This window comes from Citreimonas salinaria (assembly GCF_900107235.1).
GTDB classification, from domain to species: Bacteria; Pseudomonadota; Alphaproteobacteria; order Rhodobacterales; family Rhodobacteraceae; genus Citreimonas; species Citreimonas salinaria.
Map to the genome: position 1 here is coordinate 1 of NZ_FNPF01000007.1, position 23,554 is coordinate 23,554.

Here is a 23,554-nt window from a genome sequence, read left to right on the forward strand (position 1 = left end):
TGGCGGTCCAGATCCCGTACCGCCTTGCCGACGGTCCCCTGAACCTCCTCGTGGACAGCACCGGCATCAAGTTCCTGGGCGATGGTGAGTGGCAGGCTCGCAAGCACGGCGTGCAGAGTCGCCGCCAGTGGCGCAAGGTCCACCTGGCGATGGATACCGCCACTTCGGACATCCGGGCAGTCGAGTTCACCCCCAGCAGCGACGGCGACAGTCCGATCCTGCCCGAATTGCTCGGCCAGATCCCCGAGGACGAGCAGATAGGCTCCGTGACCGCGGATGGTGCTTACGACACCCGCCGCTGCCATGCCTCCATCATCGACCGGCAAGCCACGCCGATCATTCCGATCCGGAAGAACGGGCGCCCCTGGAAGGAAGACTGCCCGGCAGCAAAGGCTCGGAACGAGACGCTACGCGCCACGAAACACTACGGCCGGGCGTTCTGGAAGCACTGGACCGGATACCACGCCAGGAGCCGCGTGGAGGCGAAGATGCGATGCCTCAAGGCATTCGGCGAGCGCATCGCCGCAAGAGATCCCGACCGCCAAACCGCCGAAATCCACATCCGCGTCGCACTCATGAACCGCTTCTCAGCCCTCGGCACCGCCGAGATCGTTCGCGTGGCATGACATCAGCGGGGAAAGGGGAAGTCACGCCTTAGGCGTGAGTTACGCAACAATGCCGTGGTGCTGGACGATGCGATGGCCGCGCCATCAAGCTCATGCAACTTTCTCAACAGCTAAAATGCCTTCCGAGCAGAGAAGCCTTAGCGGGCTCGGAACAACCCCCCGAGTATCCCGCGCACGATCCGTCGGCCAGTCGTGCCTTTCAATTCCTTTATCACGACTGCCCCGATCGCGCCGGCGACGCTTTCGGACTACCGGGCGCGGCGGGTGGAGGCGGTGCGCAGCACCTTCGTTCCGGAATACCGGCGCGCCGAACGATACTCGCGCTGTTCAGCCTGCATCTCCTCGTCGGCCTCGGCGCGCTCGGCCTCGCGGGCAGCGATGCCGGCTCGCTGTGCGAGGATTTCGTGCGCGGACTGGCGGTCCAGAAGGGTCTCGTATTTGCCGGCCACAGGAGAGGCGGCAACGACTTGGCCGCGCTGGGTGTCGTCGATCGGCCCCAGTTGCGAAGACGGCGGTCGGATCAGGGTGCGTTCGACCACCCCCGGAACGCCCTTCTCCATCAGCATCGATGTAACGGCCTCGCCCACGCCGATCTCGCGGATGGCGTCTGCCGTGTCGAAGCGCGGGTTCTCGCGGTAGGTCTCGGCCGCCAGTTTCAGCGCCTTGCGGTCCCGGGCCGTGAACGCGCGCAGCGCGTGCTGGACGCGGTTGCCCAGCTGGCCCAACACGCTTTCAGGCACGTCCGCGGGGTTTTGGGTGACGAAGTAGACCCCGACCCCCTTCGAGCGGATCAGCCGTGCGACCTGCTCGACCTTGTCGACCAGGGCCTTGGGCGCGTCGTCGAAGAGAAGATGCGCTTCGTCGAAGAAGAAGACGAGCTTCGGCTTATCCGGGTCGCCGACCTCGGGCAACTCCTCGAAAAGCTCGCTCAGCAGCCACAACAGGAAGGTCGCGTAAAGCCGGGGGCTGTCCATCAGCCCGTCGGCGGCAAGAATGTTGATCCGCCCGCGGCCGTCGGCATCCGCGCGCATCAGGTCCGCCAGCTCCAGCGCTGGCTCGCCGAAAAGCCTCGCGCCACCCTGGTTCTCGAGGACGAGCAGGCGGCGCTGGATCGCCCCGATCGAGGCCGGAGAAACGTTCCTGTAGCGCAGCGAAAGGTCGGCACGGTTCTCGCCCACCCAGACGAGGAGCGCCTGCAGGTCCTTCAGGTCCAGCAGTGGCAGCCCTTGTTCGTCGGACAACCGGAACGCGATGTTCAGGACGCCTTCCTGGGCTTCGGTCAGCTCCATCAACCGCGCGAGCAAAAGCGGCCCCATCTCGGCCACCGTCGTCCGGACGGGATGGCCTTGTTCGCCCAGCAGATCCCAGAACGTGACGGGGAAGCTCTCGTAGCGGTAGTCCGAGAAGCCGATGGTGGCGGCGCGGTCCGTGAACGCCTGGTGCAGCTTGGAATCGGGGCTTCCTGCCGCGGCCAGCCCGGACAGGTCGCCCTTGACGTCCGCCAGGAACACCGGGACTCCGGCGGCGGACAAGCCTTCCGCGATGATCTGAAGCGTTACCGTCTTGCCGGTTCCGGTGGCGCCGGCGATCAGACCGTGCCGGTTCGCATACTTGAGCATCAGGCCCTGTGGCGCGTCATAGCTTTCGCCACCGCTGCCGATGAATATCTGGTCCTGCATCCGGGGCTCCTTGTCCCGACGCTTGCCGAAGCTTCGTCACGTTTCCATTTTTTCGCGCCGAGAGGAAGCGCCGGATCTGATCCCGAACTGCGGCGCAACGATCCTATATCAGTCTCGCCCCGAGCTTTCACGTCGGGGAATCCGCAAATCTCCCCGACGTGCCGTTCAAGGCGGAGTCCCGGTCAGGGCGGAACGATCCATGCTCCTGTGGGTCAAAGCGAGAGCTTTCGCCGGCTGAACGCCCCAAAATTGCTTCTGGGCCGCAGTCAGGGTGGCGACGCGCCAGACAGCTGGCACCACCTTGGCGCCGCATCCGAATGCAGCACCGCACATGGCGGATAGATCACCGTCCATCTTCCCGCAGTCGCGCTCCCTCGGACGGCAGTGTCTGGTGGAGCAAATTGTGGAGCAAATCGAAGGACGCTCGCCCCTAAATCCGGAGAAACCCGTGTTTTCATAGGATCTGAGGCGTTCTAATGGAGATATTGTGGTGCCCGGGGGCGGAATCGAACCACCGACACGAGGATTTTCAATCCACTGCTCTACCCCTGAGCTACCCGGGCACGGGGAAGGGGCGACCCTTCGGGTGACGGCGGTCTAGCCGACCGCTCGGGCGGTGTCCAGAGGGTTGCGAACCAAAAAAACCGCCGCTGCCGGAGCGCCTTCCACAAGGCACTCCGGCAGGATATCCGTGCGGCCATGAAAAGGCGCTTTCAGACCTATTACGACATTGCGGCCCATTGCTTCGACGCGATCATCGACGTCCGCAGCCCGGCCGAATTCGCCGAGGATCACGTGCCGGGGGCGATCAACCTGCCGGTGCTGGACAACGCCGAGCGCGCGCGTGTGGGCACGATATACAAGCAGGACTCGCCGTTTCGCGCGCGCAAGATCGGCGCCGCGCTGGTGTTCCGCAACGCCGCGTTGCACATCGAGAATCGCCTTGCAGGGCACGACGGGGGCTGGCGACCTCTGGTCTATTGCTGGCGTGGGGGGCAGCGCTCGGGCGCTTTCACCTGGATGCTGCGCGAGATCGGCTGGCGTGCCGAAGTGATCGAGGGCGGCTACAAGACCTATCGCCGGCTCGTGTCGCAACGGCTTTACGAAGGTCGGCTGGCGCATCGCTTCGTCCAAATCGGCGGCCATACCGGCACGGCGAAGACGGCGCTTCTGCCTCGGCTTGCGGCGCGGGGCGTGCAGGTGCTGGACCTGGAGGGTCTGGCGCGGCATCGCGGTTCGCTTCTGGGCGGTCTGTCCGTCGGCCAACCCTCGCAGAAGGGGTTCGAAAGCGCACTGGCGGCGGCGCTGGCGCGGTTCGATCCGGAGCGGCCGGTGGTGGTCGAGGCCGAAAGCAGCAAGATCGGCAGCGTGAATCTGCCGCCTGCGGTCTGGGCGGCGATGCGGCGCGCGCCCTGGCTGATGGTAGAGGCGCCGATCGAGGCGCGCGCACGCTATCTCGCCCACGCCTACGAGGACGTATTGGCGGATGGCGTGGCGCTGAAGGATCGCCTTGCGCCGCTGCGGCATTTCCGCGGCAGTGCGGTAATTGAGAAATGGTCTTCTCTGATCGACGCGGGCGACCCCGTGGCGCTGTGCCACGCGCTGGCCGAAGACCACTACGACCCCGCTTATGCCAAGTCTCTTCAGGCGGTCGCGCCCGAGATCGCAGTTCGTTTCAGCCTATCCGGCTTGGGCGCGGACGATCTTGATCGGGCGGCGGACGACGTCGCCGCGTGGCTTCAAGCGAAGGCGACCTGACCGGGTCGGTCGGTGATGCGACCAACGGCGGCGGCATCGAAGCCGATTGCACGCAGGGCGCGGACCAACGGTTCATGGTTGCCGGGATACGCGGCGAGCAGGCCGCCCCCAGTCTGCGGGTCGAACATCAATGCGTCGCGGGCGTCGCGGACCGGCAGTTCGGGGAAGGCGTCGCGGTTCTGAGGGTAGAGAGTCGAGCGGATCCCGCGCTCGGCCAAGCGCAGCGCGCCGTCCATCAGCGGGACGGCTGCGACGTCGAGAATGATGCCACACCGCGATGCCTCGGCCATGGCGGCGGCGTGACCCACCAGGCCGAAGCCGGTAATGTCGGTCATCGCATGTGCGCCGGCCAGAATTCCGGCGGCTTCGCCCTGCGGCCGGGCCATGACGTCCAATGCGCGCATCACGTTGCGGCCGCGCGCCTCGTATTGCATTTCCGCAGCCAGCATGACGCCGCTGCCGATCGGCTTGGTCAGGATCAGCGCATCGCCTGGCTGCGCGCCGGCAAGCGTCAGCGCCGGACCCGCGCACAGTCCGGTGACGGTGAAGCCGATGGTCATCTCGGCGCCGATCGTGCTGTGCCCGCCCACGATGGACGCACCGGCAGATTCCATCACCTCGCGCGCCACCAGCATGATCTCGCGCAGCGTGCGTTCCGCCAGCGCATCCGACAGGCGCGGCAGGACGATGGATGCCGTGGCGGCCTGCGGTCTCGCCCCCATCGCCCAGACGTCGCCCAGCGCGTGCACGGCCGCGATGCGCGCCAGAAGGCCGGGGTCCTCGGTGAAGGCGCGCAAGTGGTCGGTCGAGATGACCTGCCGCGCCTGCCCGGTGAGCAGGACGGCCGCATCGTCGCCCGGCATGTCCTCGCCCCCCTGCGCAAGCGCCCGGCGTAGCGCCTGTTGGCCGATCTTGGCGCCGCATCCGCCGCACAAGGGCTTTTCCCCCAGTGCCTGCCGCACGCCCATCGCGCGCGGCCACGGCAGGTCCGGGGCCGGGGGGCGAGGCAGGGTCGCGAACCTGTCCATGAAGCGGCGGTCGATGCGGTCCTTCCAGCGCCAGAGCAGCGGGTTGCGGAAGGAGACGCCGAACCGCTCTGCCAGCGCCGACTTGCCGCCCAGCGAGATCAGCTTGAGATAGTCCTTTTGCGGCCGGTAACGGCGCAGTTCGCCCGTTCCGGACAGCACTGCCTTCAGGTTGTGCAGCAGGATCGGCGCTTGGCGCACGGCGTATACGCCGGCCTTGGGGCGCGGTGCGTGCGTCATGTGCGCGCAGTCGCCGGCCGCGAAGATCGCCGGATCGCGGGTCTGGAGGCGGGCATCCACCGTGGCGTAGCCGTCCTGATCGGTCAGGCCGGTGGTTCCAAGCCAGTCGTACGGTCGGGCGCCGGCGATTCCGGTGACGAAATCCGCCTCGATCCGGGAGCCGTCGTCGAGGTGAACCGCGTCCTCCGTGATCCGGTGCGCGCTCCTGCCTTCCAATACCGTGACGCCTGCGTCGGCCAGTGCGCGCCGCAAACAGGCCGAGGCCTTGCTGCCGAGGCCTGTGCCGATCCGTCCCTGCTGGACAACGGTCACGGTCGTTGCCGTGCCCCTGCGCGCGTGCGCCATGGCCATGGCAAGTTCGCATCCCGCGACGCCGCCGCCTATCACCACAATGCCCCGACGGCTCGGGTCTTCGCGCACGCGCTGCCATTCATCGGCGAACGGTCCGAGCGGTTTGGCTCCGATCGCGTGCCTGTTGAAGCCTGGCATGTCGGGCATGGCGCTGGAAATTCCCACGTCGACCGAGGCTAGGTCGTAAGAAATCGGAGGGCGGCCCGCCAAGTGGATCGACTTTGCATCGCGATCGACGCGGTCGACTGCGCCCCGAACGTATCGCGCGCCACAAAAGCGTGCCAGACGCACCAAATCTATTCCCAATGCTGCACGCGGATAGTGCCCGGCGACGAAGCCGGGCAGCATCCCAGAATAGGCGGCTTCGGGTTCGGGGTCGATCACGGTGACGCGCACACCGGGGAGCGGCGACATCCCCCAGGATCGCATGATCAGCGCATGCGTATGGCCACCTCCGATCAGGACGAGATCGCGGACGAGCGGCAGGTCTGAACGATTCATCGGGTCCCCCCTTGAGTCGTTCCACTACCATCGCCCCGCTCCAGCGCCCAGCGCCCAGCGCCCAGCGCCCAGCGCCCAGCGCCCAGCGCCCAGCGCCCAGCGCCAGCCGCAGCAAGAGGGATCCGGTCAGAACAGGGTAATGTCCTCCTTTGGCGTGCGCGGCATCGGGGCCGGGCGCTCCACGGGAATTTCCGTCGGGTTTTCGACCAGCAATTGCCTTACCCGGCCGGTCGTGGGCCACTGGCGGATGCGACGTGCGGCGTTGCCGGCCAAGCTTTCGGCGATGATCGGAATGTTCTCCTCAGCCAGGAATTCTTTGGCAAAGGCCGCGTTAGATGAGCCGATATCGCGAAGCTTCTCGTTCATGCGGGCTCCGCCGAACACTTTGGCTTCAAGCCGCTCCTTGCGCGCACCCTTCTTGAGAAGCCCGTTGATCAGCAATTCCATGGCATAGGTTCCGTAACGCATGCTCACGCCGCCACCGCTGTCGCCGTAGGGCAGCAGAAAATGGTTCATCCCGCCGATTTGTCTGACGGGGTCATACAGGCAGACGGCGACGCAGGACCCCAGAACCGTGGTCAGGATCACGTTGGGCCGATCCGAGATCTCGAAATCGCCCTGAACCACATTGATGACCTGATCGTGTCCTGCGATCATGCGCGGCGTTCCATCAGAGGGCGGCGCGGCGAGGATTGCAGCAACGCGCCGGCTATGGAGTCGAGCGGCAGGACTTCGTTTGCCGCGCCCAGTTCGATTGCCGCGCGCGGCATTCCAAAGACAACCGAAGTCGTCTGATCCTGTGCGATCGTGTGCGCGCCCGCGTCGCGCAACGTCTTCAATCCGGTGGCGCCGTCGCGGCCCATTCCGGTCAAAAGCGCGGCAGAGACCCGCCCGGCGAAGGGTGCTGCGGATTCGAAGAACACGTCGACCGAGGGCACGTGGCCGCTGACGGGTGCCGAGTCGCCCAGTTCGACCTGCGCCACGCGGCCCGGGGCCATCTGAAGGTGCGCTTTGACGCCGGCACCGATCAGGATGGCGCCGCGCCTCAGCGCAGTCGGTTCGGTTACCAACCGCACCGACGCGCGGCATTGCCGATCCAGCAGCGCGGCCAGACTGACGCCGAAGCCGACGCCAGTGTGCTGCACGATTACGGTCGGCGGGCAGTCGGCCGGGAAATCACGGAGGATCGCCAGCAGCGCATCGACCCCCCCGGTGCTGGAGCCGATCAGAATGATCCTGTCGATCCTCGCCATCGGGGTCGAACTCGCCTCTGCGTCGGGCGCTTTCATCGGCATCGCCTGGCTACGCGTGACGCTGTGCAGTTGCTGCTCGAGCTGGGCCAGCGAAGAGTCGTGCGCCAGAGCAAAGAGATCAGACTTCGCTGCCGCAGTCTGCATCGCGCGGCTTGCGGCCGGACTGGACGTCACCACCAGCCAACGCACGTCCAGGGCGACGAAAAGCGCACGCATGACTTCGAATTCCGGCATTGCCGACAGGCTTTCCGCGATCAGAATGACGTTTGGCGCGCGTGTCTCGATCTCGTTGTACGTATCCATGAGAGTGCGCGTGCGCGCGACCAAGCGGAAACCCGGCAGAGATGCGACCTGCTCGCTTATCCGTTGCCGAACCGCATCGTCCGGGATGGCGACAATAACCGTTTGCATGAGCTTTCCAGACGTTTTGGATGCAATGGACCGGCCATCAGAACAATTCTGGAAGGCCCCGACTTACCTGTTTCTTCTGCAGTCCGAGAAATCTGTCCCGCAATTCCCCGATCGGAATGGAACTTATGGCGATTGGAATTCTTGGCGTGGGGCTTGCGATTGTTTCGTCGGAAAGGCGGTCGAAATATCCTTGTAGGGCGGCGATAGACTGAACGATAAGGTCCATATCCTGAAGAGACGCTATTTCTTCGGAGGTCAGATTTGAATGGCTTCTCGAAAAGATGGTTTCGATCTGGCGTTCTACCTTTGTCAGTCGCGTCTGCAGAACATGAAGCTCGTCAGCGCCGATCCTGATCGCGTGTTCAATACTACCAGGGCTGGAATCCGTTCCGCTCATAGTTTGCCAACAACGCTTTCGATGCATTGCTTCATCGAAGCTGAGGTGAACGGCTTCTTGATCATGTTGTTCAGGCCCAGCGCCTTCGCTTGGCCGACCATGTCGGGAGTGGGGCGGCCGGTAACCAGAATGAAGCCAAGTTTCTGAGTCGACTTTTGGCTACGCACGGCCTTTAGAAGTCCTAGGCCATCTAGGCCAGGCATATTGAAATCCGAAAGGACCAGGTGCACCGGGTTGCGTGCAAGCCGCTCGAGAGCCTGCTTGCCGTCATTTTCCGTTACGTAGTTCTTGATGCCGATTTCGTCGAGAGCCTGCGTTATAAGGCCACGACTTGTTGCCATATCATCGACAACCATAACTTTTAGAGAGTCCTTGAGGCTCATGTGTTGCTCCATCCTGACAAGGGAAGACCGTTTTTTCGGTACGTGGTGACGCCCGTGATTTTCAGAGTATTGAGGGCTGGGCCAGTTAGCCGTTCGGAGTGCCCGATGAAGAGATGTCCACCGGGAAGTAGAAGGTCGGCGAAGTTGTTCCAGACCTTCTGCTGCGTTTCCATGTCAAAATAAATCGCTACGTTCCGGCAAAATATGGCGTCAAACGGTCCCTTGATCGGAAGCGTCTCTATCAGATTCAGTTCGCCGAACGTTACTATCCTCCGAATCTCCGGCGATACGGAATAGCTGTCGTCGCTTCCGACTTTTCTAAAATACTTTGCGAGGTACCCGGCAGGCAATTGGTCGAGGTTTTCTTTTCGGTACTCGCCTTGTCTCGCCCTCTGGACTACCTTGGGGTCAATGTCCGTGGCCAAGATCTTGAGGTCGAGACTCGACGCAGATTGCAGGTACTCAAGCAGCGTCATCGCGAGAGAATAGGGCTCTTCTCCGCTCGAACAACCCGCGGACCAGAACCGGACGCGTTTCTGGTTGCCAGCTCTCGCCGCGATCGTCGGGATTATCTCCTTCCTAACCGTATCGAAATGATGGTTTTCCCGGAAGAAGGCCGTGACGTTCGTGGTCAAGGCGGAAATAAGTTCCAGTCGTTCATCCCCTTGGTTCCCCTTTTCGACGAGATCGATGTAGTTGTTCAGGCTATCGATCTTCAAAGCAATCAAGCGCTTCGAAATGCGTGAATAGACGAGAGGTTTCTTGGCCGGGGACAGCTTCAGCCCGAACGAGCGATTCGCGAAGGCCGCGAGACGCTCGAATTCGTTGTCGCTGAACGACGCCGCCCCGGCCTCTGGATGAACGGGGTTGATCATACGGCGACGCCTAATCCGGCATCCAGAACCGCATCGAGGTTCACGACGCGCACCATTGTGTCGCCTACCGAAATCATGCCGAGAATGCTGTTCCTCGTAGCCTCGGACTTGATATCCGGCGTCTCTTGGATCGACGATTTTGCGACCGAGAGGATTTCCGAAACGGACTCCACCAGCAGACCGATGGTCGTGCCTCCGACGGCCGCAACGATCACAACGTTGCGCTCATTGCCGGGGGTTGCGCCCAGGCCAAAGCGCGATGCCAGATCGAAGATCGGGATGACGGCGCCACGAAGGTTCATGACTCCGAGCACGTCATCAGGCGTGTGCGGTAGGGCCGTGACCGGAGTCCATCGCCGGATTTCGCGGATCTGAGTGATCTCAAGGCAGAAACTCTGGCCTCCGGTCGAGAACGTGATGAACTCGAAGTACGAGTCCGCTCGGGAAATTTCAGTTTCAGGCATGCCTAAGCTCCATTCTGGCGTGCTGTGCGATCTGGTCGGATGCCGATGGCTGGGCGAGCTTTATGAGCTCTTCAGGATCAAGAATGAGTGCGATCTTTCCATCCCCCAGTATCGTCGCTGCCGATACACCAGGAATTGCCGCATAGTTGCTCTCCAGTGATTTGATCACGACTTGGCGCTGGTCGTGGATCGCGGAGACGCGCAGCGCGGTCAGGCCTTGGGTTTCTGTCGAGACGAGAAGCAGAATCCCGACCTCCTTGTCGCTTCGGATCTTTCCCAGCCCCAGATTTTCCGCGACGTCCACAATCGGGACGTAAGACCCACGAACGCTGACCACGTGCGAGTCGGTGCCGATGACATGGATGTCCTTCGGTTTGGGGCGGATGGTTTCCAGGATCGACGAAATCGGGATGACCATCGTCTGGTCCGATACCGAGATCACGAACCCGTCCATCACGGCCAGCGTCAGCGGAAGGATGATGGTGAAGGTCGTACCCTTGCCTGGCTGTGACGCTATCGAGACCCGCCCCCCCAGCGCCTGAACGGCGTTCTTGACCACGTCCATCCCGACGCCGCGCCCCGAAAGGCTGGACACTGTGCCGGCCGTCGAGAAGCCGGGCAGGAACAGAAGGTTGTCGATCTCCGGCTCCGATAATTCCGCATCGGCTGGAACCAGGTTCTTCTCGATTGCCTTTTCGAGGATTCGCTCGCGGTTCAGGCCGGCGCCGTCGTCGGCGATCTCGATGAACACGCTACCCGAGCGGTGCGCAGCCGAAAGTCGGATCGTGCCCATCCTATCCTTGCCGGCCGCGGCACGGATTTCCGATTTCTCAAGCCCGTGATCGACGGCATTTCGCACCATGTGCGTCAGCGGATCGGCCAGCCGCTCGATCACCGTCTTGTCAACCTCAGTCGAGTCGCCAACGGTGACCAGGCGGGCCTTCTTTCCCGTCGCGTCCGATGCCTCGCGCACGATCCGGGACATGCGCTGGAACAGCGGCTTGACTGGCTGGGCGCGGATGGCCATCACGCCTTCCTGGATGTCGCGCGCCAGCAGTTTGTAGGCTTCCAGCTCGTTGGTGAGATGGGCGACCGTTGGCAGATCCAGTTCCTCGATCCGCTGTGAGATCATGGCTTGGTTGATGATCAGTTCGCCCACGGTGTTGATCAGGCGGTCAACCCGGTCCAGATCGACCCGCAGCGTGGCTTTCGGCCCGCGGGGCTCCTTTCCGGCGACGCTTGCAGCCGGCCCCGTGCCGGGCGACGCGGTCTCTTCGGCCTGTGCCGGATCAGGGACGGAATCGGCGCTCGTGGCATCTGGCATTGGTGTCTCCTCCGGCGGATCGAATGCCGGCGGAGCCAGCTCCCCGTCCGCCGGTTCTACCTGTGTGTGGGCGGGTACCTCGGTCACGGAGATATCGATCACGCAGAGGCCCTCGACGAATTCGAAGACTTCATGCAGCGTCGTCTCCGTTTCCTGCGTGAGCAGATCAAGAGTCCACGAGATGCAGGGTTCGGCGGGATCGAAAGCGTCGAAATCCGGAAGCTGCGCCATGTTCATTTCGACCGACAGCGTTCCCAGTTCGGCGAGTGCATCGAACAGCAGAAGCGGCTCGTGCCCGTTTTCGTAAAGCGCGCGCGTTGGCGTGAAGGCGATGCCGAAGCGTCGCTCGGCCTCGTGGTCCTGTGCTTGTGAACCTTCCAGGTCATCGATGACGATGGCGGCCGACGAATCGGCATCGAAATCCAGCGTCAGCGCGTCGAAGCTGAATTCCTCTTCCGCGTGATCCGGCCCCAGGTGGCCTTCGAGCTCCTTGATCAGCCCGGCCTCGGTCTCCTGGTTGGCGACGGTTTCATCGCGCGCGGCGACGACGAGATCCGACAGGTGGTCGCCCGAGCGGTGGAACAGGGCCATCAGGTCCCCGGTCACGACGATCTCGTTGCCGCGAACCTTGTCCATGACTGTTTCGAACGTGTGCGCGAAGTTGACGAGTTCATCCAGTCCGAACGCCCCCGCACCGCCCTTGATCGAATGGACGGCCCGGAACACGGCATTCACGACTTCGGTATCGCCCGGGCTTTCCTCCATCTGGGACAGCCCTTCGACGAGAGCTTCGAGAAGCTCCTCGCATTCCTCGAAAAAGGTATCTCTGATCGAATTGCCGGACATGTCAGTTCACGTGCCCCGTAAGCCGCCGCAGGACCGACACCAGCGAGGTGTCGTCGAAAGGCTTGACGATCCAGCCGGTCGCGCCGGCATCGCGCGCGCGGGCCTTCAGGTCGTCCGAGCTTTCGGTGGTCAGAACGAGGATGGGCACGTTGGTCCGGTTAGGGCCGCTGCGCAGCGTGTCGATGACGCCGAAACCGTCCATCCTGGGCATGTTGATGTCGGTGATTACCACGTCGGGATCCACATCCGGAAACACGTCCACGCCTTCCTGCCCGTCGCAGGCCGAGTGGAATTCAAAGCCGGCGCCTTCGAGCGATACGCGCAGAAGGTTCCGGATCGTGCGGGAATCGTCGATGGCCAGGACTCTCGTCATTGCACCGTCTCCTTTTCGAAGTGTTGTGGATTCAGGCCGAGGCGCTGCAGGCCCTCGTGGAAGGACGGAGCCGTATCCGTTATCCTGAAATCGATCCCGTCGGCCTCCCATTGTTGCTTCGCGACCAGCAGCAATTGCAGGCGAAGGGAGTCGAGTCGCTGGACGTCACGGGCGGAAATCGTCACCGGCGCATTGCGGGCGCCCAGCAGGAACGGAACGAGCGGATCCTCGCCGGATCGCGCACGGGCCGGGGCAAGTGCATGAAAATGAATATCTGCCATCGCTAACCTGTTTCTGATGATCGAAGCCGCCGGACCGAGTGATCCACGACTTGTCCGACGGCTGACAGGCTTACGGTCGCGCGATTAACAAACGGTTCCGCGCCACGGCGAGTTACGAAGCATTTTCATCGTTCCTCCCTGTTGACGGAACGCCGGCATCGCACGGGTCAGAACCTTCGCATCCTTCATCCATTCTGACATTCTGAGGTCAGCACGGCGCGTTTCGGATGACGCGCCCATCGCCGCTTTGCAAAGGCGCCGAAACCCTGTATGCGAGGGCCACATCTGAGACAGGGCGCGACGACCCCCGCGCCGTGGGAATGCGATGAAAGGGGTCGGCGGCAATGGGGCCGCCATTGACATGGGAGGACACGGGATACGCCCGTGAGCGCCTCCAGACAGGATACGACGATGTTCAAAGAGACGAAGAAGAGCATGCAGTGGGGCGAGGAAACGCTCACACTGGAAACGGGCAAGGTTGCCCGCCAGGCCGACGGTTCGGTGATCGCCACGCTGGGCGAAACCAGTGTCATGGCCAACGTGACCTTCGCCAAGCAGGCGAAGGAAGGGCAGGATTTCTTCCCGCTCACCGTGCACTACCAGGAAAAATACTACGCCGCGGGCAAGGTGCCCGGCGGCTTCTTCAAGCGCGAGGCGCGTCCTTCCGAGAAAGAGACGCTGACCGCGCGCCTGATCGACCGGCCGATCCGGCCGCTGTTCGTCCCCGGCTTCAAGAACGAAGTGCTGGTGATGTGCACCGTGCTGAGCCACGACCTGGTCAACGACCCCGACGTGGTTGCGATGATCGCCGCGTCGGCCGCACTGACGATTTCCGGCGCGCCCTTCATGGGGCCGATCGCCGGCTGCCGCGTGGGCTTCGAGGAGGGCGAGTACGTCCTCAACCCGATGGCCGAAGACATGCAGCTGTTGCGCAACAACCCCGACCAGCGCCTCGACCTGGTCGTCGCCGGCACCAAGGACGCGGTCATGATGGTGGAGTCCGAGGCCTACGAGCTGACCGAGGACGAGATGCTGGGCGCGGTCCTGTTCGCGCACGAGCAGATCCAGCCGGTGATCGACCTGATCATCGACCTGGCGGAGGAAGCCGCGAAAGAGCCGTTCGACTTCCAGCCGCCGGACTACTCGGCGCTGTACGACCGCGTGAAGTCGCTGGGCGAGACGCAGATGCGCGACGCCTACGCGATCCTGGACAAGCAGGAGCGCACGCAGGCGGTCGCCGCCGCGAAGGACGCGATCAAGGCGCAGCTGTCCGAGGATGAGCTTGCCGACGCGAACCTCGGCTCGGCGCTCAAGAAGCTTGAGTCGACCATCCTGCGCGGTTCGGTCGTGAAGAACGGCAAGCGGATCGACGGCCGTGCGCTGGACCAGGTGCGCCCGATCGTGTCGGAAACCGGTCTGCTGCCGCGGACCCACGGCTCGGCCCTGTTCACCCGCGGCGAGACGCAGGCGCTGGTCGTGACCACGCTGGGCACCGGCGATGACGAGCAGTTCATCGACGCGCTGACCGGCAACTACAAGTCGAACTTCCTGCTGCACTACAACTTCCCGCCCTACTCGGTCGGTGAAGCGGGTCGCGTCGGCCCTCCGGGACGGCGTGAGATCGGCCACGGCAAGCTTGCCTGGCGCGCGCTGCAGGCGGTCCTGCCGTCGCCGACGGACTTCCCCTACACGCTGCGGCTGGTCTCCGAGATCACGGAGTCCAACGGCTCTTCGTCGATGGCATCGGTCTGCGGTGGATCGCTGTCGATGATGGATGCGGGCGTGCCGCTCAAGGCGCCGGTGGCCGGCGTCGCGATGGGCCTCATCCTCGAGGAAGACGGCTCCTACGCGGTGCTGACCGACATCCTGGGCGACGAGGATCACCTCGGCGACATGGACTTCAAGGTTGCGGGCACCGAGAAGGGCATCACTTCGCTGCAGATGGACATCAAGGTCGCGGGCATCACGCCCGAGATCATGACCAAGGCGCTGGCGCAGGCCAAGGAAGGCCGGCTGCACATCCTGGGCGAGATGAACAAGGCCTTGTCCGAAGCAGGCGAGTTCAGCCAGCACGCGCCGCGCATCGAGACGATGCAGATCCCGACCGACAAGATCCGCGAAGTGATCGGCTCGGGCGGCAAGGTGATCCGCGAGATCGTCGAGGTCTCGGGCGCCAAGGTCGACATCAACGACGAGGGTATCATCAAGATCGCCTCGCCGAACGCGGATGCCATCAAGACGGCCTACGACATGATCTACTCGATCGTGGCCGAGCCGGAAGAGGGCAAGGTCTACAAGGGCAAGGTCGTGAAGATCGTCGATTTCGGCGCCTTCGTGAACTTCTTTGGCAAGCGCGACGGCTTGGTGCATGTCAGCCAGATCGAGAACCGCCGCCTGAACCATCCTTCGGACGTGCTGAAGGAAGGCCAGGAGGTCTGGGTCAAGCTTCTCGGCTTCGACGATCGCGGCAAGGTGCGTCTGGCGATGAAGATGGTCGACCAGAACACCGGCGAGGAACTCGCCCCCGAGAAGGCCGAACAGACGGCCGAGTGATCCGGCTGACTTATAGCCGGCCGGCTCGACCGGTCGAAAGGGGCGCCCCTTTTTCATGTGGCGGGGTGCATCCTTAACCCAAGCTTAAATCAATCGGTGGCATGAAGGCATTGTCGGATCGCCTCTCTCCGCGCCGATGCTCCCTCAGCAGCGCCGGGTCGCCCACGCGATCCGGCGTTTCGCTTGCCGGGATCGCCACCGGGCGGTAGGCGGGTGACATGCTCGTGCTCGAGAACATCCTGTCCGACCGGGGATCCCGCTATGCCGCCGCCGGCGGACCCTGCCGGTCCGAGGCCGAGGCAAAGGCGTTCCTGAAGGCGCTGAAGAGGAAGAAGAAGTTCGCCAAGGCGACGCACAACACCTGGGCCTGCCTCGGCCGCGAGCACGGGCCGATGTGGCATGACGACGGCGAGGCGGGCGCCGCGGCCGTGATCCTGCGGATGCTCGAACGCGAGGGCGTGCATGACGAGATGGTCGTGGTGACGCGCTGGTTCGGTGGCAAGCACTTGGGCGGAGACAGGTTCCGCAACGTGCAGACCGTCGTTCGCGCCTACCTGGACGCGCGGGGCGCTTGAACGCTACCTGCGCGGCGGAGCGTTGCACCGTCACGCATTGTGCTCAGTCCTGGCGAACCGCGTCGCTGCGGCCGTGACCGCCATGTTCCTGACTGCCGCCACCTTCGTGGCCATCATGGCCGTAGGGCCAGCGCTTCCGCCAGCCACCGTCATCCGGCCAATCATCCCAGTGGCCGTGGTCGTCGTGCCTTCCGTGCTTGGCCGCTTTCGCCCCGTATGCCGAGGCGGCCGAGATCAGCCCGACGGCGATCAGCCCCTGGATCAGATCGGGGGGTAGGCCGCCGCGGGCCATCGCCGCGTCACCCCTGTTCAGCGCGTTGCGCGAATCCGCGCGGGTGACATGGCCGTCAAAGCGCGGCGCGGGCGCGGCGGGCGCATCCGTCATGATGTCGGCACCGGCGACCGCGGGAAGGGCGCCTGCCAGTATCAGCACGCGAAGAAACATGCGCGATCTCCTGATTGCGACGTCATTCTCGGACCGAAAGATGAATGCAGTCTTACGAAAAAAAAGCCGGGCGCCAAGCGCCCGGCCAGTCCAACAGGGAGGTGCATGTGATTACCCGCACATGCAACGGGATCCTTTGGACGGAGGCCGGTGCCGACTGGCCCGCGCCGCCTTCGTCCTGCGATGGCAACGACGCTGACGTAAGGTCGTTCCATCCGATCACGAGACCAGCCGGTATCCGCCGGACTCGGTCACCAGCAGCCGGGCGTTGGACGGGTCCGGCTCGATCTTCTGGCGCAGGCGGTAGATGTGCGTCTCGAGCGTGTGCGTCGTGACCCCCGCGTTGTAACCCCAGACCTCGTGCAGCAGCACGTCGCGCGGCACCACGCCCTCGGACGAGCGGTAGAGGAACTTGAGGATGTTCGTCTCTTTCTCGGTCAGGCGGATCTTGCGGTCGTCTTCGGTCACCAGCATCTTCATCGCCGGCTTGAACGTGTAGGGGCCGACGTTGAAGATCGCGTCCTCGGATTGTTCGTGCTGGCGCAGCTGGGCGCGGATGCGCGCCAGCAGGACGGGAAACTTGAAAGGCTTGGTTACGTAGTCGTTCGCGCCCGCGTCCAGCCCCAGGATCGTGTCGGCGTCGGTGTCGTGGCCGGTCAGCATTATGATCGGCGACTTCACACCCTGCTTGCGCATCAGGCGACACAATTCGCGCCCGTCCGTGTCGTGCAGGCCCACGTCGAGGATGATCAGATCGTAGACCTGTTCGCGCGACCGCGTCATTGCGGCCGCGCCGGTCTCGGCCTCGAACACCTCGAAATCCTCGGTCATCACCAGCTGTTCGGCCAGCGCCTCGCGCAGGTCGTCGTCGTCGTCGACCAGCAGAATGTTCCGAAGCTGTGCCATACGGCTTGTCCTCCTTGCGTTTCGGCGCAGATGAGACCAGAAGCGCCGGCGGGCAAGGTTTGCTGCACGGCTATCACGCCCTCGTGTGCGCTGACAGATATTGTTACAAACGTAGGCCTATCCGGCAACGAGGCGAGGACGTTCATGCCGCTCGGTCCCGATCTTTCCGAAACCTTGGCGCGCGCGCGCTCGGATCTGCGCATGGGCGTGCCCGTGCTTCTGGCGGGGGAAGGGGTCGCGGTGCTGGTCGCGGCGGCCGAGACGCTGGGGCCGGAACGGCTGGCTGCCCTGCGCGCGCTGGACGAGGTCGATCTGGCGCTGACGGGCCGCCGCGCGGCGACGCTGAAGGCGCGCGCCTATGACGGCGACGTGGCCCGCGTCGCGTTGCCGGCCGACGCCGATCTGGCCTGGGTGCGCGACTTGGCCGACCCTAAAGAGGATCTGGCCCGTCCGATGAAGGGCCCCCTGCGCACGCGCCGCGGGGGCGACGCCTCGCTGCATCGTCTGGCGCTGGTGCTGTGCAAGGCCGCGCGCCTGCTGCCCGCCGCGCTGGTCGTGCCCGTCGCCGACGCAGATGCGCTTGCGGCGGCCGAGGGGCTGCTGTGCCTTGACGCGCGCGCCGTGGCGCCGTTCCTCGAACGGGTGCCGGCGCTGCGCAAGGTGGTCGCCGCCAACGTGCCGCTGCGCGTATCCGACACCGCGCGGCTGCACATTTTCCGCCCCGAGGACGGCTCGGAAGAGCATTACGCCATCGAGATCGGCCGCCCGGATCGCGCAGCGCCCGTGCTGGCGCGGCTGCATTCGGCCTGCTTCACCGGCGATTTGCTGGGCAGCCTGAAGTGCGATTGCGGGCCACAGCTGAACGCCGCGCTGGCGCAGATGGGGGACGAAGGCGCCGGCGTGCTGCTGTACCTCAACCAGGAGGGCAGGGGGATCGGGCTGGCCAACAAGATGCGCGCCTACGCGCTGCAGGACCAGGGCTTCGACACGGTCGAGGCGAACCACCGGCTGGGCTTCGAGGATGACGAGCGCGATTTCCGGCTGGGCGCGCAGATCCTCGACGCGCTGGGCATAGTCTCGGTGCGGCTGCTGACCAACAACCCTGCCAAGATCGCGATGATGCGGCAATCCGGCATCGACGTGACCGAGCGCGTGCCGCTACAGGTCGGTCGGACGCCGCAGAACGCGCGCTACCTCGCCGTGAAGGCCGAGAAGTCGGGACACCTGTTTTGAGTCGGTCCCACCGCAGTACCGACATGGTGCTGACGCCGGAGGGGCTACGGTTTCGCGGGCGGCTCTGGCCCTGCACGATCGGGCGCGGCGGCGTGCGCGCCGACAAGCGCGAGGGCGACGGCGCGACGCCGGCGGGCGTGCACCGGATCGTGGGACTGCTCTACCGTCCCGACCGGATCGCGCGGCCCGCCGATTGGGCGGAGCCGATCGGGCCCTCGGACCTGTGGTCCGACGACGTGGACGACGAGGCGTACAACCTCATGGTCCGCGCGCCCTATGCCGGCAGCCACGAAATGCTGCGGCGCCCCGACCCGCTTTACGACCTGGTCATCCTGACCGACTGGAACTGGCCGCGCGCCGAGCGCGGGCGCGGCTCGGCCATCTTCCTGCACCGGTGGCGGAGGCCCGGCTTCCCTACGGCGGGCTGCGTCGCCTTCCGCCGCGATCACCTGCACCGGATCGCCGAACTGATCCATCCCGGCACACGCCTGATCGTGCCGCAGGCGCTGGACGGGCGTCGCGCCACGGGCGGCGCAGTGCGGCGCGGAGACTAGATCCGGGCCAGCCGGGCCGCGCTCATCGAGATATGCGCGCGCCGGATCAGCGCGGCCGCCTGCACGTCGCCGGCACGAAGCGCTTCATGGGTCTGGCGGATTTCCTCGGCAAAGATCGCGCATTCCTGCGCCAGGTCCATGTGCGCCACCGCCTGCAGCCAGATCCGCGCCGTACGCAGATACAGCCGCTCGGCGACTTCGCGCAGCGCCGTGTTAGCGGTCAGCGACAGCCCGAAATCGTGGAATGCGCGGTTGAGTGTCGCGAACCCGCGCGCGTCGGGCGCGGCGGCCAGAGCCTCGCCCCGCGTCACGAAGCCTTGGACGCGGTCAACATGCGCCTGCGTCGGCTTGACCGGGTCCAGAACCGCCACCAGTTGCGTCAGTTCCAGCCGCAAGGCATAGACCTGCGCGAATTCCGTCGGGTCGAGATCCGTGACGATCGACCCCACGCCGGACCGGACCGCCACGAGACCCTCGGCCTCGAGCCGCGCCAGAACGCGGCGGATGGGCGTGCGCGAGGTGCCGAACTCCTTCGCCAGCGCCTCTTCGGACAGACGGGTGCCCGGCGGCGCGTCCAGCAGGCAGATCCGGTCGCGCAACGTGGCGCAGATGCGGTCGAACCGGGCCGAGGCCTCGGTCATGCGGCGAGGCTGCGGCGCAGCCCGTGCAGCATGTCGAGGCACGCCTGAAGCTGCGGACGCGAGATGTACTCGTCCGGCTTGTGCGCCTGCGCGATCGAGCCGGGGCCGCAGACTACGACGGACATGCCCATGCCCTGGAACAGCCCGGCCTCTGTGCCGAAGGGCACGGTGTGCGCGTCCATGTCGCCGGTCAGCTCGCGCACCAGGTCGCGCGCGGCGTTCTCGGTCATCGGCTCGAGGCCGACGACCTCGCCGATCACCTCGGTGGTGATGTCGGCCCAAGGCGACACCGCGCGCATCGCCGGCAGCAGGTCGTGCTCAACCAGTTGGGCCAGCTGCTCCTTGACGAACTCTGCGTCGCCGTATTGCGACGGGCGCATCTCCCATTCCACCTCGGCCTTGCCGGGGATGACGTTGTGCGCGACGCCGCCGTGCAGCCGGCCCACGTTCACGGTGGTCCAGGGCGGATCGAAGGGCGTGTCGCGCGGCGCGCGGTGCTTCAGCTCCTCGGCCAGCTCCATCAGGCGATTGACGTAGCGCACGGCGTAGAGCACCGCGTTCACGCCCCGGTCGGGGGCCGAGCCGTGGCCCTCCAGCCCGGTGAAGCGCGCCGTGTACTCGCAGCAGCCCTTGTGCCCCTCGATGATCTGCATGGTCGTCGGCTCGCCCACGATGGCGATCGACGGCCGGATTCCGCGCGCCTGAAGCTGCGGCACGAGCTGCCGCGCGCCCAGACAGCCGACCTCTTCGTCGTGGGTGAAGCAGAAGTGCACCGGGCGCTTCAGCGTCTGTGCTGCGAAATGCGGCGCCATGGCGATGCTGGCGGCGATGAAGCCCTTCATGTCGCAGGTGCCGCGGCCATACAGCAGGTCGTCGCGCCGGGTCAGCGCGAACGGGTCCATCGACCAGTCCTGATCTGCCACGGGCACCACGTCGGAATGGCCCGACAGCACGATGCCGCCGTCGCCCTCGGGGCCGATCGTGCCCCACAGGTTGGCCTTGCCGCCGGTCTCGTCGCGGAAGATCTCGACGCGGGCGCCGCTGTCCTCCAGCCGTTCGGCCATGTGCTCGATCAGGGCGATGTTGGGCTCGGCCGAGACGGTGGGATATGCGACGATGTCGCCAAGGATGGACTCGGTCGCGTCGAGGTCGCTCACGGCTTGACGTACATCTTTCTCGGCCTGTCGCAGAAGCATTCGGCGGCTCCGTTTTCGGTGATCAGGATGGATTCGGTGATCTCGAGCCCCCAGTCGGACATCCACAGGCCGGGCATGAAGTGGAAGGTCATGCCGGGCTCCAGGATGGTCTCGTCCTCCGCGCGCAGCGAGATCGTGCGCTCGCCCCAGTCCGGCGGATAGCTCAGCCCGATCGGATAGCCGCAGCGCGCGCCGCGCTCGATCCCGGCGCGCTCCAGCGGCGCGGCCAGCGCCTCGGCGATGTCGCGGGCGCGGTTGCCGGCGCGCGCGGCGTCCAGCCCAGCCTCCAGCCCCTCGACCAGCGCCGCCTCGGCGCTCCGGAAGATGTCGGGGGGCTCGCCGAGGAAGATCGTCCGGCAGAACGGCGCGTGATAGCGGCGGTAGCAGCCGGAGATTTCGAAGAACGTGGCCTCGCCCTTCTGGAAGGGACGTCCGTCCCAGGTCAGGTGCGGTGCTGCGGCGTCCGATCCCGATGGCAGAAGCGGCACGATCGAGGCATAATCGCCCCAGTCGTCGTCGATGCCCATGATCGCGTCGCGCTGGATCTCGGCGACGACCTCGTTCTTCGGCACACCGGGCTCGACGCGCTCCATCAGGCCGTCGACGATCTTTTCCGAGATCGCCGCGGCCTTGCGCATGTAGACCAGTTCCTCGTCCGACTTGATGCCGCGCTGCCAGTTCACCAGCGCGGTCGCGTCGATCAGCTTGGCGCCGGGTAGGGCGTCGTGCAGCGCCATGTAGGCCCGCGCCGAGAAGTAGTAGTTCTCCATCTCGACGCCCAGCCGCGTGGTGCCCAGCCCCATGCCGATCAGCCGCTGCGCGAGGTCGTCCATCGGGTGACGCTCGGTCGATTGCACGTAGTTGTCTGCATAGCCGATCACCCGGTCGTCGCCCATCCACACGGTGCGCACGGCGCCGTTGGCGTCTTGGTTGCGCCCCCACCAGACGGGGTCCGCATCGTGGAACACCAGCACTCCTTGGTGGACGTAGAAGGACCAGCCGTCATAGCCGGTGATCCACGCCATGTTGGACGGATCGGTGACGAAGAGGACCTCGATGCCGGCGCGGTCCATGGCGGCGCGCACAAGCGCCAGCCGGCGCTCGAACTCGGCATCCGTGAACGGCAGGTTCTTCTCAAATCGATGGTAGCGCATCGCGGCCTCTGAGTGTTTTGCCCTTCCAGCTATCTCAGCTGTACACAGCTCTGGCTGTCCGAAAGCGACATCGGGGCGACGCCAATGGAAAAGCCGCCGGGTTTTCAGGCGCCTTTTGCGGAACTGTGCACAACGCACGACCGGCAGGCCGTCCCGCGAACGCGCCCGGATCCAGCCGGTCCGTCGGGCAACCGGCCTGGCCCGACTGTCCGAAAGAAGGCTTTTGGCCGGGTGATCCTCCTGCTTCGTGCCCGAAATCTGCCCGAATGTCCCGAATGCCGGCGTCTGCATGGCGAAAATCATGCTAACGGTTGAAACGCGGGCGCGGACAGGCTCTACTATGGGCCAATCGCGGCACCAGACCGCAGACCATCACAGGGAGCCTGCCTTGGCCGAACAGGGAAACGGCGAAGCGTTCGTCGCCTTCGAACGCGTTCAGAAAAGCTATGACGGCGAAACTCTCGTCGTGAAAGACCTCAACCTGTCCATGCCCAAGGGCGAGTTCCTGACCATGCTGGGGCCTTCCGGCTCGGGCAAGACGACTTGCCTGATGATGCTGGCGGGCTTCGAGACGGCGACGCATGGCGACATCCTGCTGGACGGGGTGTCGATCAACAACATTCCCCCGCACAAGCGCGGGATCGGCATGGTGTTCCAGAACTACGCGCTTTTCCCGCACATGACCGTGGCCGAGAACCTCGCCTTCCCGCTCGAGGTGCGCAAGATCGGCAAGGCCGAGCGCGAGAAGAAGGTCAGGCACGCGCTCGACATGGTGCAGATGGGCGAATTCGGAAACCGGCGGCCCGCACAGCTTTCGGGCGGCCAGCAGCAGCGCATCGCGCTGGCCCGCGCGCTGGTCTTCGAGCCCGAGCTCGTGCTGATGGACGAACCGCTGGGCGCGCTCGACAAGCAGCTGCGCGAGCACATGCAGTTCGAGATCACAAACCTTGCCCACGACCTAGGCATCACCGTGGTCTACGTGACCCACGACCAGACCGAGGCGCTGACCATGTCAGACCGGGTCGCCGTGTTCAACGACGGCAGGATCCAGCAACTGGCCGCCCCGGACGAGCTCTACGAGCGTCCTCAGAACAGTTTCGTCGCGCAGTTCATCGGCGAGAACAACACGCTGGAGGGCACGATCCAGGACATAGCCGACGGTCGCTGCACCGTCAGGCTCGACGGCGGCGAACTGATCGATGCCAACCCGATCAACGTCACCAAGCCGGGCGAGCGCACCCGCGTGTCGATCCGCCCCGAGCGGGTCGAGATCAACAAGGACCGCCTGGGCGAGGGCGCCCACACGCTCAAGGCCAAAGTGCTGGAATTCGTCTACATGGGCGACATCTTCCGTACGCGCCTCCGGGTCGCCGGCAAGGACGATTTCGTCATCAAGACCCGCAACGCGCCCGACCAGGTCCGCCTGAAGCCCGGTCAGGACATCGAGATCGGCTGGATGCCGGAAGATTGCCGCGCGCTCGACGCGCACTGAGATCCATTTGCCGCGCGC

General features: G+C 65.0%; 21 protein-coding genes, 1 tRNA gene and 1 pseudogene. 7 read left to right on the plus strand and 16 right to left on the minus strand.

The features are described from left to right. Nucleotides 1–626 (plus strand): IS5 family transposase (locus BLW27_RS10265; protein ID WP_143042242.1); only part of this gene is annotated, 626 nt, incomplete at its 5' end. Between the two features lie 137 nt (nt 627–763). Here BLW27_RS10265 and BLW27_RS10270 read toward each other — a convergent pair. After that, nucleotides 764–2,305: pseudogene (locus BLW27_RS10270) on the minus strand (helicase HerA-like domain-containing protein). Between the two features lie 488 nt (nt 2,306–2,793). Continuing rightward, nucleotides 2,794–2,868: transfer RNA gene (locus BLW27_RS10275), tRNA-Phe, on the minus strand. A 136-nt stretch (nt 2,869–3,004) separates the two neighbouring features. Here BLW27_RS10275 and mnmH point away from each other — a divergent pair. Further along, nucleotides 3,005–4,063: a tRNA 2-selenouridine(34) synthase MnmH gene (gene mnmH, locus BLW27_RS10280; RefSeq protein WP_089882938.1), complete on the plus strand. Its 1,059-nt coding sequence runs from the start codon at nt 3,005–3,007 to the stop codon at nt 4,061–4,063. Here the strand turns inward: mnmH and selD are convergent. From selD to BLW27_RS10325, 9 genes are all read right to left on the minus strand, one after another. Continuing rightward, nucleotides 4,045–6,180 (minus strand): selenide, water dikinase SelD, encoded by a 2,136-nt coding sequence (gene selD, locus BLW27_RS10285; protein WP_089882941.1) that lies wholly within the window; start codon nt 6,178–6,180, stop codon nt 4,045–4,047. The genes mnmH and selD overlap by 19 nt on opposite strands. A gap of 126 nt (nt 6,181–6,306) precedes the next feature. Next, nucleotides 6,307–6,837, minus strand: a complete 531-nt coding sequence (locus BLW27_RS10290) for a chemotaxis protein CheD (protein ID WP_089882943.1) — start codon at nt 6,835–6,837, stop codon at nt 6,307–6,309. Beyond that, nucleotides 6,834–7,844, minus strand: coding sequence for a CheB methylesterase domain-containing protein (locus BLW27_RS10295; RefSeq protein WP_089882945.1), 1,011 nt, complete (start codon nt 7,842–7,844; stop codon nt 6,834–6,836). The genes BLW27_RS10290 and BLW27_RS10295 overlap by 4 nt, the downstream gene beginning before the upstream one ends. A 393-nt stretch (nt 7,845–8,237) precedes the next feature. Beyond that, complete coding sequence (locus BLW27_RS10300; RefSeq protein ID WP_089882947.1) at nt 8,238–8,624, minus strand: response regulator; 387 nt, start codon at nt 8,622–8,624, stop codon at nt 8,238–8,240. Next, a complete protein-coding gene (locus BLW27_RS10305; protein WP_089882949.1) occupies nt 8,621–9,499 on the minus strand; it encodes a CheR family methyltransferase in 879 nt (292 codons plus the stop codon). Before BLW27_RS10305 ends, BLW27_RS10300 begins: the two co-directional genes overlap by 4 nt. Next, nucleotides 9,496–9,963, minus strand: coding sequence for a chemotaxis protein CheW (locus BLW27_RS10310; protein WP_089882951.1), 468 nt, complete (start codon nt 9,961–9,963; stop codon nt 9,496–9,498). The genes BLW27_RS10305 and BLW27_RS10310 overlap by 4 nt, the downstream gene beginning before the upstream one ends. Next, a complete protein-coding gene (locus tag BLW27_RS10315; protein WP_089882952.1) occupies nt 9,956–12,133 on the minus strand; it encodes a chemotaxis protein CheA in 2,178 nt (725 codons plus the stop codon). The genes BLW27_RS10310 and BLW27_RS10315 overlap by 8 nt, the downstream gene beginning before the upstream one ends. A 1-nt stretch (nt 12,134) precedes the next feature. Continuing rightward, nucleotides 12,135–12,506, minus strand: a complete 372-nt coding sequence (locus BLW27_RS10320) for a response regulator (RefSeq protein ID WP_089882954.1) — start codon at nt 12,504–12,506, stop codon at nt 12,135–12,137. Next, a complete protein-coding gene (locus BLW27_RS10325; protein WP_089882956.1) occupies nt 12,503–12,787 on the minus strand; it encodes an STAS domain-containing protein in 285 nt (94 codons plus the stop codon). The genes BLW27_RS10320 and BLW27_RS10325 overlap by 4 nt, the downstream gene beginning before the upstream one ends. A 411-nt stretch (nt 12,788–13,198) precedes the next feature. Here BLW27_RS10325 and pnp point away from each other — a divergent pair, with 411 nt between their 5' ends. Next, nucleotides 13,199–15,340 carry a polyribonucleotide nucleotidyltransferase gene (gene pnp, locus BLW27_RS10330; RefSeq protein ID WP_089882958.1) on the plus strand — a complete coding sequence of 714 codons (2,142 nt, stop codon included), beginning with the start codon at nt 13,199–13,201 and terminating at the stop codon, nt 15,338–15,340. Between the two features lie 218 nt (nt 15,341–15,558). Then, nucleotides 15,559–15,915 carry a YigZ family protein gene (locus tag BLW27_RS10335; protein ID WP_089882960.1) on the plus strand — a complete coding sequence of 119 codons (357 nt, stop codon included), beginning with the start codon at nt 15,559–15,561 and terminating at the stop codon, nt 15,913–15,915. Nucleotides 15,916–15,958: 43 nt separating this feature from the next. On the opposite strand, the gene BLW27_RS10340 is transcribed toward BLW27_RS10335, so the two are convergent. Together BLW27_RS10340 and BLW27_RS10345 are read right to left on the minus strand one after the other, a co-directional pair. Beyond that, nucleotides 15,959–16,360 (minus strand): hypothetical protein, encoded by a 402-nt coding sequence (locus BLW27_RS10340; protein ID WP_089882962.1) that lies wholly within the window; start codon nt 16,358–16,360, stop codon nt 15,959–15,961. A 219-nt stretch (nt 16,361–16,579) separates the two neighbouring features. Beyond that, on the minus strand, nt 16,580–17,266 hold the full coding sequence (locus BLW27_RS10345; RefSeq protein ID WP_089882964.1) for a response regulator transcription factor: 687 nt from the start codon (nt 17,264–17,266) through the stop codon (nt 16,580–16,582). A 144-nt stretch (nt 17,267–17,410) separates the two neighbouring features. Here BLW27_RS10345 and ribA point away from each other — a divergent pair, with 144 nt between their 5' ends. After that, nucleotides 17,411–18,499, plus strand: a complete 1,089-nt coding sequence (gene ribA / locus BLW27_RS10350; protein ID WP_089882966.1) for a GTP cyclohydrolase II — start codon at nt 17,411–17,413, stop codon at nt 18,497–18,499. Between the two features lie 23 nt (nt 18,500–18,522). Further along, the gene (locus BLW27_RS10355; RefSeq protein WP_089882968.1) at nt 18,523–19,053 is read left to right on the plus strand and encodes a L,D-transpeptidase family protein; all 531 of its coding nucleotides are present in this window, start codon (nt 18,523–18,525) and stop codon (nt 19,051–19,053) included. Here the strand turns inward: BLW27_RS10355 and BLW27_RS10360 are convergent. The 3 genes from BLW27_RS10360 to BLW27_RS10370 are packed head-to-tail and all read right to left on the minus strand — an operon-like array spanning nt 19,050 to nt 22,044. Next, entirely contained in the window at nt 19,050–19,694 is a 645-nt protein-coding gene (locus tag BLW27_RS10360; RefSeq protein ID WP_089882970.1) for a GntR family transcriptional regulator, read from the minus strand. The genes BLW27_RS10355 and BLW27_RS10360 overlap by 4 nt on opposite strands. Continuing rightward, nucleotides 19,691–20,890, minus strand: a complete 1,200-nt coding sequence (gene argE, locus BLW27_RS10365; RefSeq protein ID WP_089882972.1) for an acetylornithine deacetylase — start codon at nt 20,888–20,890, stop codon at nt 19,691–19,693. Before argE ends, BLW27_RS10360 begins: the two co-directional genes overlap by 4 nt. Next, the gene (locus BLW27_RS10370) at nt 20,848–22,044 is read right to left on the minus strand and encodes a M24 family metallopeptidase (RefSeq protein ID WP_089882973.1); all 1,197 of its coding nucleotides are present in this window, start codon (nt 22,042–22,044) and stop codon (nt 20,848–20,850) included. Before BLW27_RS10370 ends, argE begins: the two co-directional genes overlap by 43 nt. A 388-nt stretch (nt 22,045–22,432) precedes the next feature. On the opposite strand from BLW27_RS10370, the gene BLW27_RS10375 reads away from it, so the two are divergent. Continuing rightward, nucleotides 22,433–23,536, plus strand: coding sequence for an ABC transporter ATP-binding protein (locus BLW27_RS10375; RefSeq protein ID WP_089883251.1), 1,104 nt, complete (start codon nt 22,433–22,435; stop codon nt 23,534–23,536). Nucleotides 23,537–23,554 lie beyond the last annotated feature (18 nt).

Coding starts and splice junctions, on each gene's coding strand:
- BLW27_RS10315 (WP_089882952.1), bottom strand. CDS start 12,133: ATGTCCGGCAATTCGATCAGAGATACCTTTTTCGAGGAATGCGAGGAG.
- BLW27_RS10290 (WP_089882943.1), bottom strand. CDS start 6,837: ATGATCGCAGGACACGATCAGGTCATCAATGTGGTTCAGGGCGATTTC.
- ribA (WP_089882966.1), top strand. CDS start 17,411: ATGCCGCTCGGTCCCGATCTTTCCGAAACCTTGGCGCGCGCGCGCTCG.
- selD (WP_089882941.1), bottom strand. CDS start 6,180: ATGAATCGTTCAGACCTGCCGCTCGTCCGCGATCTCGTCCTGATCGGA.
- BLW27_RS10355 (WP_089882968.1), top strand. CDS start 18,523: ATGGTGCTGACGCCGGAGGGGCTACGGTTTCGCGGGCGGCTCTGGCCC.
- BLW27_RS10300 (WP_089882947.1), bottom strand. CDS start 8,624: ATGAGCCTCAAGGACTCTCTAAAAGTTATGGTTGTCGATGATATGGCA.
- BLW27_RS10340 (WP_089882962.1), bottom strand. CDS start 16,360: ATGTTTCTTCGCGTGCTGATACTGGCAGGCGCCCTTCCCGCGGTCGCC.
- mnmH (WP_089882938.1), top strand. CDS start 3,005: ATGAAAAGGCGCTTTCAGACCTATTACGACATTGCGGCCCATTGCTTC.
- BLW27_RS10305 (WP_089882949.1), bottom strand. CDS start 9,499: ATGATCAACCCCGTTCATCCAGAGGCCGGGGCGGCGTCGTTCAGCGAC.
- BLW27_RS10295 (WP_089882945.1), bottom strand. CDS start 7,844: ATGCAAACGGTTATTGTCGCCATCCCGGACGATGCGGTTCGGCAACGG.
- BLW27_RS10310 (WP_089882951.1), bottom strand. CDS start 9,963: ATGCCTGAAACTGAAATTTCCCGAGCGGACTCGTACTTCGAGTTCATC.
- argE (WP_089882972.1), bottom strand. CDS start 20,890: ATGCTTCTGCGACAGGCCGAGAAAGATGTACGTCAAGCCGTGAGCGAC.
- BLW27_RS10370 (WP_089882973.1), bottom strand. CDS start 22,044: ATGCGCTACCATCGATTTGAGAAGAACCTGCCGTTCACGGATGCCGAG.
- BLW27_RS10360 (WP_089882970.1), bottom strand. CDS start 19,694: ATGACCGAGGCCTCGGCCCGGTTCGACCGCATCTGCGCCACGTTGCGC.
- pnp (WP_089882958.1), top strand. CDS start 13,199: ATGTTCAAAGAGACGAAGAAGAGCATGCAGTGGGGCGAGGAAACGCTC.
- BLW27_RS10335 (WP_089882960.1), top strand. CDS start 15,559: ATGCTCGTGCTCGAGAACATCCTGTCCGACCGGGGATCCCGCTATGCC.
- BLW27_RS10325 (WP_089882956.1), bottom strand. CDS start 12,787: ATGGCAGATATTCATTTTCATGCACTTGCCCCGGCCCGTGCGCGATCC.
- BLW27_RS10320 (WP_089882954.1), bottom strand. CDS start 12,506: ATGACGAGAGTCCTGGCCATCGACGATTCCCGCACGATCCGGAACCTT.
- BLW27_RS10345 (WP_089882964.1), bottom strand. CDS start 17,266: ATGGCACAGCTTCGGAACATTCTGCTGGTCGACGACGACGACGACCTG.